Origin of the sequence: Planctomicrobium mucosum (assembly GCF_051466335.1) — a bacterium.
Classification (GTDB): Bacteria; Planctomycetota; Planctomycetia; order Planctomycetales; family Planctomycetaceae; genus Planctomicrobium.
Genome location: NZ_CP195793.1, coordinates 1,753,573 through 1,765,951, shown reverse-complemented (window position 1 = coordinate 1,765,951; position 12,379 = coordinate 1,753,573). Strand labels below are relative to the sequence as shown.

General features: G+C 52.8%; 9 protein-coding genes. 4 read left to right on the top strand and 5 right to left on the bottom strand.

Translation table 11 applies throughout. The annotated features are described in order from the left end of the window. Window positions 1–2 precede the first annotated feature (2 nt). Window positions 3–491, bottom strand: a complete 489-nt coding sequence (locus tag SH668x_RS07190; RefSeq protein WP_437188018.1) for a TadE/TadG family type IV pilus assembly protein — start codon at window positions 489–491, stop codon at window positions 3–5. 286 nt (window positions 492–777) lie between these two features. Between SH668x_RS07190 and SH668x_RS07185 the strand changes: the two genes are divergently transcribed. Together SH668x_RS07185 and SH668x_RS07180 are read left to right on the top strand one after the other, a co-directional pair. Then, window positions 778–3,420: a tetratricopeptide repeat protein gene (locus SH668x_RS07185; RefSeq protein WP_437188017.1), complete on the top strand. Its 2,643-nt coding sequence runs from the start codon at window positions 778–780 to the stop codon at window positions 3,418–3,420. Between the two features lie 206 nt (window positions 3,421–3,626). Beyond that, window positions 3,627–3,902: a hemin uptake protein HemP gene (locus SH668x_RS07180; RefSeq protein WP_437188016.1), complete on the top strand. Its 276-nt coding sequence runs from the start codon at window positions 3,627–3,629 to the stop codon at window positions 3,900–3,902. A 41-nt stretch (window positions 3,903–3,943) separates the two neighbouring features. Here the strand turns inward: SH668x_RS07180 and SH668x_RS07175 are convergent, their stop codons facing one another. Continuing rightward, window positions 3,944–5,455, bottom strand: a complete 1,512-nt coding sequence (locus SH668x_RS07175; RefSeq protein ID WP_437188015.1) for a prenyltransferase/squalene oxidase repeat-containing protein — start codon at window positions 5,453–5,455, stop codon at window positions 3,944–3,946. A 403-nt stretch (window positions 5,456–5,858) separates the two neighbouring features. On the opposite strand from SH668x_RS07175, the gene SH668x_RS07170 reads away from it, so the two are divergent. Then, a complete protein-coding gene (locus SH668x_RS07170) occupies window positions 5,859–7,508 on the top strand; it encodes an NAD+ synthase (RefSeq protein WP_437188014.1) in 1,650 nt (549 codons plus the stop codon). A 107-nt stretch (window positions 7,509–7,615) separates the two neighbouring features. On the opposite strand, the gene metF is transcribed toward SH668x_RS07170, so the two are convergent. The 3 genes from metF to SH668x_RS07155 form a co-directional block, all read right to left on the bottom strand. Then, the gene (gene metF / locus SH668x_RS07165) at window positions 7,616–8,485 is read right to left on the bottom strand and encodes a methylenetetrahydrofolate reductase [NAD(P)H] (RefSeq protein WP_437188013.1); all 870 of its coding nucleotides are present in this window, start codon (window positions 8,483–8,485) and stop codon (window positions 7,616–7,618) included. Window positions 8,486–8,726: 241 nt separating this feature from the next. Further along, the gene (gene mqnC, locus SH668x_RS07160; RefSeq protein WP_437188012.1) at window positions 8,727–9,857 is read right to left on the bottom strand and encodes a cyclic dehypoxanthinyl futalosine synthase; all 1,131 of its coding nucleotides are present in this window, start codon (window positions 9,855–9,857) and stop codon (window positions 8,727–8,729) included. A gap of 264 nt (window positions 9,858–10,121) precedes the next feature. Then, window positions 10,122–10,850 carry an OB-fold nucleic acid binding domain-containing protein gene (locus SH668x_RS07155; protein WP_437188011.1) on the bottom strand — a complete coding sequence of 243 codons (729 nt, stop codon included), beginning with the start codon at window positions 10,848–10,850 and terminating at the stop codon, window positions 10,122–10,124. A gap of 294 nt (window positions 10,851–11,144) precedes the next feature. Between SH668x_RS07155 and SH668x_RS07150 the strand changes: the two genes are divergently transcribed. Beyond that, window positions 11,145–12,374, top strand: a complete 1,230-nt coding sequence (locus SH668x_RS07150) for a glycosyltransferase (protein ID WP_437188010.1) — start codon at window positions 11,145–11,147, stop codon at window positions 12,372–12,374. Window positions 12,375–12,379: the final 5 nt, after the last annotated feature.

Below are 12,379 nucleotides of genomic sequence, written 5' to 3'. Positions count from 1 at the left end.
TCCTATTCGTGGCGAGTCGCTGCTTGTGCTTTCAACGTGGCGTTCTTTAACCAGAACGGTGGAAGCAGGGAGATGTTTCGATAAGGAACCGTAATCCGAACGATGAACATCTCAGACCGTTTCCCTGTGCTCAGTTCATAATTTGGCAACGAGTTGTAATTGACCGTTGCAGGGTTGAACGTCGGGGATTCAAACGAAGTTGCATTCTTAACGACGATCGTCGCCAGCTCGGGTCGTATCGAAGACTTGAGCATGGACCGGGCGAAATTCGTCGCTTCCGCTGTCGTCACCCCATCAACCGAGCCAAATCGTGCAGCCCGCTTTGCAGCTGCATTCATGGCGCTTGTCACCATATAGGCGTGACTCACTTCCAGAATGCCGGCAAGAAACACGCCGAACACTGCTGCAACGACGGCAGTCTCCACCAAAACCAACCCGGATCGGGATGTTCGCGTGGATTGAGTTCGAATGGAGGGTTTTCTATTCAGCATTGGAATGTGCTTGGAGAGTTTTCTTTCGATTCCGAAGAGAACCACTCTCTTCTTCGAAATACCTTACGTTCAAAAGCAAACAGGAAATCCCTCAATTTTCTGGAATTCATACTCTGATGCACTAACAACACATCCCCCCGCTGGACGTTTCCGGCAGTCATCACGGTTACAACTCATTTGCGGATTATTCCACCGCCGTAACCCGGAAAACTCGGTTCCCAGAAGCAAACCGAATTGAAAATTCATTACAATCATTCAATTCAATCTCCGTGAATGGGAACGAGCCATGACATTTCAAAATGGACTTTGTTTCGTCCTAATCGCCTCACTGCTGAGCGCGATGTCAGCGAGAGAATCCTGCGCTGGTCCGCTGGAAGATTGCCAACAGCATTGGATGACGGGCCAATACGAGAAGGCCATTGAGCTTGCAGCGGAGAACCTGGATCCGAATACACTGAGCTACGAGCAGTTCGTCCTGCTGAAGTCCCGCTCCGAAGTCGCTACGGGGAAATATCAGGAAGCGTACGAAACGCTGCTCGAGGCACTCACCTTCCGAAGGGTTTCTCCGCAGCTCAACTTCGAGCTCGCAGAAGTTGCTCCGTACGTCGGAAAAGAGGAGATCAGTCCGCTCCACTACCGAATTGCTCGAGATGTGCTCCAGCAAAATCTCTCACGCAGAGGAGCGGAGCTCTCCGATCTCCTACTGGCTGCGAAAGCGATGCTCAGGGCGAATGCAGATCCCAAAAGCGTGCAGACGGTTCTTCTAAAATCCGCCGAGAAGATCGCTCCGAACTCTCCTGAACCCTTTGTCGCCACCGGGGAACTCGCTCTTGAAAAACGGGACTACTCGCTCGCCGCGGAGTCGTTCCGCAAAGCGCTGACGCTTCAGGAGAATCACGTCGCAGCGATGTATGGACTCGCCCGTGCAGTCGCCGGGTCCGACGCCGACCTGTCGACTGAACTCATCGAAAAGATCCTGAAGGTGAATCCGCAGCACTCCGGTGCACTCCTCATGAACGTTCAAAACTGGATCAACGCCGAACAATACGAGCAGGCCCTTGAAACTCTCGATTCCATTCTCTCCGTCAACGCTGTTCATCCCGAAGCCCTCGCCTACTCGGCGGCGATTCACTTTCTACAAAACAACGACGCTCAAGGAGACGAACTGCGAAGTCTGGCACTCTCGACCTGGAAGTCCAACCCTGCGGTTGACCACCAGATCGGACGCATTCTCTCTGAGAAATACCGATTCGAGGCGGGTGCTAACCGACAACGGCTGTCACTGGCGTTGAACAATCGATACCACCCCGCCATGAAGCAATTGGCCATGGACCTGCTCCGACTCGGACAGGAAGAGGAAGGTTGGGAGCGGGCCAGGCTGGCAAATTCAATCGATCCCTATGATGTCACTAGCTTTAATCTCGTGACACTTCGTGATGAACTTCGTGGATTCACAATTCTGACGTCACCCGGCTTCCAAATCCGGATGGAAAAGAAGGAAGCTGCGATTTATGGAGATCAGGTTGTTCAACTCCTGCATGAAGCAAAAGCGATTCTTTGCGAGAAGTATCAACTCGAACTTCCCGAGACCATTTTTGTCGAGATCTTTCCCAACCCAAGCGACTTCGCAGTCCGAACATTCGGGCTCCCCGGTGCTGGGAGTTTCCTTGGCGTCTGCTTCGGCGACGTCATCACCGCCACCAGCCCTGTGGCCCGAGCCCCCTTAATGGTGAATTGGAAGTCCGTGCTATGGCACGAATTTGTCCATGTCGTCACGTTGAACAAGACGCACAATCTCATGCCCCGCTGGTTGAGCGAAGGAATTTCGGTGTACGAAGAACGCCAGAAAGATCCTCGCTGGGGCGAACAAATGACCCCTTCTTATCGAAGAATGATTCTCGGAGGAGAACTCGCCCCGATCAGCGAACTGAGCGGATCGTTCATGCAGCCTAAAACCCCCGAACACTTGATGTTCGCCTATTTCGAGTCGTCGCTGGTTGTCGAACACATTATCAACACCTATGGCGTCGAGGCGTTGATCGATATCCTGAACGATCTTGCGATCGGCATGCACATCAACGAAGCGATCGAACGTCATACAGCACCCATGCAGCAGCTCGAAGAAGAGTTCGAACAGTTCGCAACGAACGCTGCCATGCAATTCGGACCGAATGTGATCTGGGAAACTGAAGACTTCTCTGACCTGTTGAATCAGGATCCTGAGACCATCCCAGAGGCAGTCATGGACTGGGCTGCGGCACACCCCAGACAGTACCTGGGACTGAAAGAATGCGCACAGATACTGATCAAACTGGAAAAGTACATTCAGGCGGCCACTGTCCTGGAGATGGCAGTAGAGTGCTTCCCAACAGAACCAGGAACCAGCAGTTCCTTGTCGCTGCTGGCAGAGATGCACCGGAAACTCAACAACACACCTGAAGAACGGCGACGACTTCGGGAAATGATCGATCTCAACGACGACCCGGGTCTGGCGTTAATCCGACTGTTGACGCTCGACGAAAACGGCCCGGACTCCGCACAGTTGAGGAGTGATGCGTTCAGGTTGCTGGAAATCAATCCACTCCTTCCACTCCCCTACAGCATTCTCGCACGCACGGCGGAACAGGAAGATCGACCTACTGAAGGGATTTCAGCACTCAAAATCCTCCTACAACTCAGCCCGCATGACCCGGGTGAGTTGCATTTTCGACTGGCCAAGCTGCTGCAGAAGCAAGGCGATTTTGCTGAGGCCCGTAGACACGTGTTGCAGGCGCTAGAGATCGCCCCTCGCTATCGTGAGGCGATGCAATTGCTTCTGTCACTTCAGGAAGAGCCGGACTCCCCGCACGCGGGAGGCGGAACTCCCGAACCTGTTCCAAACATGCTTAACGCGGAACAGGATACTGAGCCGCCAGCCGTCGAGGACTGATCAAAGGCTCGGGGACGTCTTCTCTCCAGTAAAACTGAAGCAGGGACCTGCCCGATGGCGTTGGAGAATCGCTCCACCGCAACCACCGTCATACTCCATTCTACCTCGACGCCAGTCGCAATTGACATTGAGTCTCAGTTTCACTACAATCAGCGAGCCACGCCTGAGGGCTTTGTGGGAAAGAAAAGTGGTCAAAAACTCGTCTAATGGCGTGTTATGACCACCGCCCGACCGCCAAATCCTTAGGAAATCGGCTCGATCAGGGCAACGAATCTTTATGCCGCATTGACACCATCGTGAACGAACCGTCACCGCATCCAAATCACTCACGCATCGACCAGCCTGTCCACAAGCAAACAGGGTTGGATTGCATCGATTCGTCAGCAATTTTCAAAAATGGCCGTGAGGTTCTCATTAAGCATGGCGAAGAGACCTACAGACTCCGCCTGACGAAAAGCGGAAAACTGATTCTGCACAAGTAAATCTGCATCTCAAACGCAGTCTACAACCGGAGCGACTTCCCTCACTTCGATGTCTTCCTTGATTCCTGTTCGTTCTTCGCGTCGCTATCGCCAACAGAACGTGCCTGAAAAATCGGAAGGTGCCGGTAATAAACTTCCAATGTCAGAATCGACAGGCACGTCATGTAGTGTCGTCCGCCAGATGATCCATGAGGATCGCGCGGCGCCCAACTCCCCTTCCCATGCCCTTCCTGATCCTGTGTTTGCACCAGAATTTCCCGCATCACAGCATTCCAGCGATTCCAATCTTCACCGCCCCAATGATGCAGAACCTGGGTGGCGTAGTAGTTGTAATACATGTTGTCGCGCATGGGGCCGATCTCGCTCAGATAGGCGACCCCTTTGGCGAGACCTGCATCCGTCTTTTTCCGCCCCTCATACATTCGACACAGCAGCCCAATCGCAGTTGTCGAGGGATTCTTTGAGGGCCCGGTATACCCGTAGTACGCCCCTTCCATCTCGACAGAGTCCAGAAACTTCGACGCCAATCGTTGCGACTTCTGCGAAACACTGATTCTCGACATTTTGGCGCTGGTCTGGGCCATGATCATCCACCCTACGACCGAGGTGTCACCAGTCGGATCACCGGGCTGATAGCGCCATCCTCCATTTCGTGGATGCTGCGCATCAATAATGAATTTGATGCATCGCTCGGCCGCGTGACCAATACTCCGATCTCGCGTCAAACCAAACAGTTCACAGTACATGATTGTGACGAAACCCTGCGTATACGCACCTGCCCCGCCAGAAGTGATCTGTCTGGCGTCTCCGGTCGTCGAGGCAGTGCGAACGGCAGTCTTCAGGAAATTCAGCCCTTTCTTCACTTCCTCTTTGTACTTGCCTTCTTCATGCGTATGCCCTGCTCCGATGAAGCAGAGCAAAGCCATCGACGTGGCCGCTGCCGTTGCAGCAGCTTCGTTACCGGGGTTGGAACAGGTGCCATCGCAATCCGGGCAACGGTGATCAAAACTCCAGCCACCATCGTTCTTTTGATGTCGCTTCAACCATTCCAGCCCGTTCGCAACGGCAGCCTCACTTCCTGCTGTTCCCCCGTACGCACTCGCAAGGATAGACCGCCCTTTTTCAGTGCGACCGCTATAGGCCCCTGCCGTTGGAAGCCCTTCCAGAAACACGGCGTTCTCAGCGGCAAAGGCCAGTTCCTTGTCGTTGACATTCACATCGACGGGACTCGGTGTGTCAACAATTTTTTCTGATGGGAGCGCCATATCAGCAACTCCGGGATCCATCGATTCCCGCAGCTGTGGAGTGATCTCAAAATGTTCTTCGAGTTCCACGACAGGGAACGGATCGACAGCGTTATCGACAACGAGGATGGCCCCCTCTTTGGGGTCCAGACCCGGCACGACAACCAACGCCATCGTCAATAGGATTGCAAAATGGATCAGCCCACTCATCAGATAAACCTGATATCGCTGAACCAATTGCAGCCAGAGAGGCGACTCCTCGTTTTCAGGCGACGTCCCCTCTGAACTAGTTTGAGATTCTGTATTCATCTCTTCTCTACTGAAGTCACAAGCTCTCGGAGCTCCCTGCCCTCAACTTCCCTCTTTCCTCGACATCAACGGATGTTACCTGTTTAACACCGCGTTCAATCCTCGCCTTTCAGTCAAAATTATGGAAACCCACCCCATATTCAATCAAAGTTTTTGGTGAGTTTGCACCATGCTGCCTGAATTCAGGGAATATTCTCGCGAAATCATCGAGTCACTTTGTCCGGCTGCGGCATAGCTCACCCTGTCCGATTTCAGTTCAGGAAAAAACTGATTATCAAAACACCCCAGTTTGCGTGGAATACTGTCTGCAATTTGACTGAGGTTGTAACATGTTGCATCCATCAGTTTTTGCTTCAAACACTTTTGCTCGAACTGCCAGAAGACATCCAGCGGAATTCGTCTCATGAAGATTGCCCTCGCCCAGCTCAACCCCATCGTTGGAAACGTACAGGGCAACTTTCAGCTAATTGAACAGGCTGCTCTCAGAGCACGTGAATTCGGCGCGCAGCTCCTCATCACTTCCGAACTCGCCATCTCCGGCTATACCCCGAGAGACTATCTCCAGCGAGATGGCTTTGTCGCAGCGTGCGATGCGGTCGTCGACCAACTGGCAGCTCTCACGGATGACTCCTTCGGAATTCTGGTCGGGCACCCAAGCCAGCTTCAGAAACGTAATGCACTCTTTTCAAACAGTGCCACGCTGCTGCATCAAGGAAAAGTTGTCGCCACGACTCAGAAATCTCTTCTTCCGAACTATGACGTTTTCGACGAGAAGAGATACTTCCACCCTGCCTCTTCGATTCGTCCGATTGAATTTCAAGGCGTCAAACTCGGAGTTCACATTTGCGAAGACGCCTGGTGGGGAGAACCAGAAACCGATCGACAGCTTCCGAATCCGATTCAAACACTTGTTGACCAGGGGGCGGAAATCCTCATCAATTTGTCTGCGAGTCCTTTTGAAGCAGGGAAACTTGAACGTCGTCACCGCTTGGTTCGAAGACATACCCAAGAGCATCACAAGCAGTTTCTCTTCGTGAATCAAGTCGGCGCGAATGACGATCTCGTCTTCGATGGCAACAGCTTCGCAATGAACAGCAAGGGGGAACTCATCGCCGTAGCGAAAGGGTTCAGCGAAGACCTCATCGTCATCGACACGGAATCAACCGCGCAGCCAGCCATCATACCGGTCTACAAACGCGAGACAGACCTGCTGAATGCATTGACTCTGGGACTTGCGGACTACATGCGGAAGTCAGGATTCAAAGAGTGTGTTCTGGGTCTTTCTGGAGGGATCGACAGTGCATTGGCAGCCTGCATAGCAGCACGTGCAATCGGGGCAGAGAATGTCCACGGCATTCTGATGCCCAGTCGGTATAGCAGCCAGCACAGCATCGACGACTCCATTTCACTCGCCAAGCAGTTAGGAATGAATTGGTCGATCGTTCCTATCGACACCATTCACTCAGCGTTCGAACAACTTCCGGACATCCGTGAGGATCTCTCCTCTCAGCCCGGAGGGCTCGCTGAGCAAAACCTGCAAGCGAGAATCCGTGGCGGCATCGTCATGACCCGCAGCAATCGCCATAACTGGATTGCACTCGCGACAGGAAACAAGAGCGAACTGGCTGTCGGGTATTGCACATTGTACGGGGATATGTGCGGAGGATTCGCAGTGCTGAGCGATCTCTACAAACGTGATGTCTACGCACTTTCCAAACTCGTGAACGAGCAAGCTGGGCGGGAGATCATTCCTGTCAGCGTGATCGAGAAGGCACCAAGCGCAGAATTAGCACCGAACCAGTTTGATCAAGATACACTTCCCCCGTACCCCGTCCTCGACGCGATTCTCGAAGCCCTCATCGATCACGAACGCTCCCCGAGTGATCTGGTCGGCGAGTTTCCCGCTGAGACAGTGAAATGGGTCGTGGTGCGTCTGGACCGTAATGAATTCAAACGCCGCCAGGCCGCCCCGGGTGTGAAGCTCTCACCAAGAGCATTTGGAACAGGCCGCCGCATTCCAATGGCCGCCCGCGGATTCATTGGATTCGAATAACCAGAATCGGCCGCGACCAAAAAAACGCTGCCGCTCAAACTGGATGAGTGGCAGCGTTTGAAATTTCACCGGATGGCCAAGAACGCCATCCTCGAAAGAGATCTGTACTACTTGTTGTACTTGGTCTGGCTGAGGATCCGTTCGATAGCGTCGGATTTATTCATCACATAGAAGTGAATTCCGGGAACACCTCGGTCAATCAGTTCCTGACATTGCTTGATCGCAAAGTTGATACCGATATCGAACTGTGCCTGTTTGTCGTTCTGTGCAGCTTCCAGATCGTTGTACAGTTCCGGAGGGAAGTCAGTCCCGCACATTTTGACGATGCGTTGAATACGGCTGAACTCTGTAACAGGCATGATTCCGGGAACGATGGGGACATTAATCCCGAGTGATTTCGCCTCTGAGCAGAATTTGAAATAGTGGTCATTGACGAAGAAGAGCTGCGTGAAAATCGCATCCGCTCCAGCATCAACTTTCCGCTTCAGATTCTGAAGGTCGACCGCCATACTCGGGGCTTCAAGATGCTTTTCCGGATAACCGGCTACGCCGATCCCCATTTCCGGAAAACTCTCACGGATCAGAGTGACGAGTTCGTTCGCATTGTTCAGTCCCCCTTCAACCGCTTTGAACTCGGTCTCGCCGGCAGGAGGATCTCCCCGAAGTGCCATAATGTTATGGATGCCCAGCGACCAGACATCACGCAACCAGCTCAACAACTCTTCGCGAGTCGATCCGACACAGGTGAAGTGAGCAGTCGCCACCTGACCAAATCGGTCTTGCAGCACGCGGCACAAGTCAATCGTACGATTGCGGGTACTTCCCCCTGCGCCATAGGTGCATGAGATAAATGCCGGATTGTGCTTCCGAAGTTCTTCAAGATGCTCGAACAGAGATGCGTCACCTTGTTCGGTCTTGGGTGGAAAGATCTCGAAGGATAGCCCGAATCCATTGGAGTAAACTTGCTGAATTCGCATTTCAATCCACTTGTAAGCTTTAGAAAACCGCACACACGACATCAGCGCACTCAGCGCGAGCCCTTCGAGCGCATCCTGAAAGTCCGACGAAGACTCAATCAGGAAACCAGTGTTTTACTGAAATGCAGCCTCTGAAGCCAATCTGATTGAAGCAAGTTCCGTTGAGGGATAAATCACCGTCGAAACAACACGAATTCAGCTGCGGCGGTCTGCCCGATCGGCTGATGCGGGAGAAATTCAATCAATCAATCAATTCGTAATACACATTTCGCTGCCGAGGCGAAAACCCTGCATCTGAGATGCAGCGACGAATCTGTTCCAGAGTCAGATGAAACGTCGTCCCTGCTTGTGAAACGACGTTCTCTTCAATCATGAGGCTTCCCATGTCGTTGGCACCGAAAAAGAGTGCCATTTGTCCAATTTTCTCCCCCTGAGTGACCCAGGACGACTGAATGTTGGGAATATTGTCGAGGAACAACCGAGCGACAGCCTGTGTTTTCAGGTACTCGAACGCTCCCGCTTCAGGAAGAACCGACATATCGACCCCACCCTTGCGACCATGCTCTGCATCGCGCCCGAACCATGGAGCCTTGTGAGGTGCCTGATGTGTCCAGCAAATGAATGCGGTGAACCCACCGGTTTCGTCCTGCTGCGTACGGAGGCGATCAAGATGCTCGATCCGCTCTTCCAGAGTTTCGACGTGCCCGAACATCATCGTGCAGGTGCTTTTCCCACCGATCTCATGCCAGACTTTGTTCACTTCCAGCCAGCCATCAGTCAGGACCTTCCCCCGAGTGATCTGCGAGCGTACGCGATCGACAAGAATCTCACCGCCTCCCCCGGGAAGGCTCCCCAGACCAGCGTCCTTCAGTCGACGGAGCACGGTCTCCAATGGGAGTTTGCTGATTTTGTGAAAGTGCCATAGTTCCGGGGGACTGAACCCGTGAATATTCACTTGCGGAAATTTGGCTCGCATCGATCGCAACAGATTCTCATACCACTCCAACGGCAGCTTGGGATGAAGCCCCCCCTGCATCAGAATTTGATCACCGCCGAGGTCAACCGTCTCTTGAATTTTCTGAAACAGTGCCTCTTCTGTCAGCACATAGGCTTCTTCGTGCCCCACCGGTCGATAGAACGCACAAAAATCACACACCGCAGCGCAGACGTTGGAATAGTTGATATTCCGATCGATGTTGTAAGTCCGGTAGTTTTCCGGATGGAGTCGCTGCGTGACGGCATTTGCTGCCCACCCGAGGGCCGTCAGATCGTGCGTTCGCAACAGGGCAACACCCTCTTCTCGCGAAAGTCGCTCGCCAGCGACTGCCTTCTCGAGAATTGAACGGACGTCAGACGTGGGGGAGGAAATCATGAGTGCCATACCGCAGTGAAGGATCGTTGGAAACTGAAACAGGGATCTCCTGTTTCAGTTCGAACCGCTTTCAGGACTAGAGGTTAACGAAACAGTTCCAGAGATTCGAGCGTGATCCACCCGCACCGGAGTGCTCGCAGAGACACAAATTGGCAATCTTGGCTGGCCCCTGCCTCAGGGGAGTGTGGCGGCGCATGCAGGCTAAAACTCCTTCAACCGCTGAGTTTATCGCCTACGGAGCGCCACACTCTCGTGAGTTCCCCTCTAGCGTTTTTTCGCCGAGGGTTTCTTTTTCAAAGGGTGTTTTGTGGGGGGCGCGATTCCCGCGTTCTTCATCAACTGCTCGACGAGCAATCGAAGTGACTTCAGTTCGTCAAGAATCTCTCGATTCGTTGGAGACTCGGAATTGAGATCGAACCGTGCCTCCTTGTCGCGTCGATACAGTTCTTCTCCCGATCCTGTTGCGACGATGCGATCTGCGTGGAGGTGGATGTCTCCCTTCGGAGTCTCGTGCCGCCATCCAATTACCTGGACTTCGTCACCAATCTGAACGAGTTGCTGCAAAGCGTCCCCGAGGTGCTTGGGAAATTTAATGACGGTGTCGTCTTGAAGAATGAGACCATCAATATCACCTTCTGGGTGATAACCAAAATCCTGGACGTGGCCAATGGCCTCCATCGCTTCGTCGCCGGGATGACGCCCCTTTCCTTTCAGTTTCCCCTTCAATTTCCCTTTCTTCTTTTTCTTCGGTGGGGAAATTTGGACCACCCCACTGGCCGATTCAATCTGCCTTGCACGAAGCCTTTCGCCCCCATCCGCCCGCTCTTCAAGATCACCAATCACAGTGACCTCTTCACCACGTTTGGCGATGTTCAGAACGCGTTCCGAATTGTGGGGAGGAAAATGAACCTGAACTCCCCCTTTCAGCGTGAATCCGTCGACGTCGCCATGGTGATTTGTCACGAAGGCTTTGATTTGTCCAGTCTGTTTCATTCTCGATTCTTCCGAAATCTCGTTGAGACAACTTAACCCAAGGCTGTGAAATACAATCGATCGCTCATCAACACGACATCAATCCTATGACCTGAATCACAAAGAGGAAGACCGCAAATTTCGACGCAGTTCACATCCATTTCCCACTCGGGCGCGAACTTTCCCATTTTCAAATGTTTTTCAAAAAACAGCCAAAGTCTCATACACACCAATCGGACAATCCCCTATGAAATTGGGCGATGGAAGTCTCGTTACGGAAAGTCCCTGACTTAAAGCGTGTCACAAGGTGAGTCCATGAAGTTCGTCATCACAACAGTTGGCAGCGCAGGTGATGTTTTCCCGATGGTCGGATTGGCACTCGAACTCAAGCGTCGTGGCCACGATGTCCATCTCATGACCAACGAGTATTTCAAGCCACTCGCACAACGACATGAAATTCCGTTTGAAGCATTAGGGTCCAAAGAACTCTACATGAAGGCGATCCAGAACCCCGACCTCTGGATTCCTCACAAAGCATTCAACCACGTTTTCAATACCTTCAAAGGTCATTTACGAGACCAACATCGATTCATTGTCAATGAGGCAGCCAAAGGCCCCATGACCGTCATTTCCAGTTGCCTGGGGTTTGGCGCCAGAGTCGCCCGAGAAACCCACAACATCCCGCTGGTGACTGTCCACCTTCAACCCGCTGTCATCTGGAGCGATGTTGCTCCCCCAACCATTGGCGGGCTTGGTGGACCACGCTGGTTCAAGAATCTGATGTTTCGTGTCGCAGAGCGGTTCGCCGTTGATTCCGTCGTCTGGCCCTTCCTGAATCCTTGGCGAGCAGAATTCGGACTCGCTCCGCGGCGCCACCTATTCGACTGGTGGAACTCCCCAGACGGCATCCTGTGCATGTTTCCGGAGTGGTTTGCGCCTTCACAAGCAGACTGGCCACGCCCCCTGATGCAATCGGACTTTCCACTTTGGAATGACTCCACCGACGTGCAACTTGATGACACTACTCAGGCCTTCCTCGACAAAGACGATCCTCCGTTGGTGTTCACTCCCGGAACCGCAAACATTCACGGAAAGAGCTTTTTCGAAACCGCTGTCGCAACCTGCAAGACGTTAAAACGCCGAGGAATTCTGCTCACCAGACATCCAGAGCAACTCCCGCAACAACTCCCGGATTCGATCTGTCACATCAACTATGCACCGCTGGATGACGTACTTGCTCGGTCCGCGGCTTTTATTCATCACGGAGGAATCGGCTCGACATCCCAAGGATTTCTCGCAGGAATTCCACAGCTCGTGATGCCGCTGGCACATGACCAGTTCGACAATGCTCATCGTGTCGAAGTCATGAACGCTGGAAAGGGGATTCCCGTCAAACGGTTCACACCTCGAAACGTGACGACAGCGCTCAACTCCCTGCTGAACTCCAAAGAAGTCGCGGATTCCTGCCATCAGGCACAGCAGAAAGTGGCTCCTAGAGATGGACTCATTCGATCGGCAAATGAGATTGAAGCCCGATTTGTGTGAATGCA

Bases quoted from the DNA above. Each gene is read 5' to 3' on its own strand.
- SH668x_RS07150 (WP_437188010.1), top strand. From the start codon at position 11,145: ATGAAGTTCGTCATCACAACAGTTGGCAGCGCAGGTGATGTTTTCCCG.
- SH668x_RS07175 (WP_437188015.1), bottom strand. From the start codon at position 5,455: ATGAATACAGAATCTCAAACTAGTTCAGAGGGGACGTCGCCTGAAAAC.
- SH668x_RS07180 (WP_437188016.1), top strand. From the start codon at position 3,627: ATGGCGTGTTATGACCACCGCCCGACCGCCAAATCCTTAGGAAATCGG.
- mqnC (WP_437188012.1), bottom strand. From the start codon at position 9,857: ATGATTTCCTCCCCCACGTCTGACGTCCGTTCAATTCTCGAGAAGGCA.
- SH668x_RS07185 (WP_437188017.1), top strand. From the start codon at position 778: ATGACATTTCAAAATGGACTTTGTTTCGTCCTAATCGCCTCACTGCTG.
- SH668x_RS07155 (WP_437188011.1), bottom strand. From the start codon at position 10,850: ATGAAACAGACTGGACAAATCAAAGCCTTCGTGACAAATCACCATGGC.
- metF (WP_437188013.1), bottom strand. From the start codon at position 8,485: ATGCGAATTCAGCAAGTTTACTCCAATGGATTCGGGCTATCCTTCGAG.
- SH668x_RS07190 (WP_437188018.1), bottom strand. From the start codon at position 491: ATGCTGAATAGAAAACCCTCCATTCGAACTCAATCCACGCGAACATCC.
- SH668x_RS07170 (WP_437188014.1), top strand. From the start codon at position 5,859: ATGAAGATTGCCCTCGCCCAGCTCAACCCCATCGTTGGAAACGTACAG.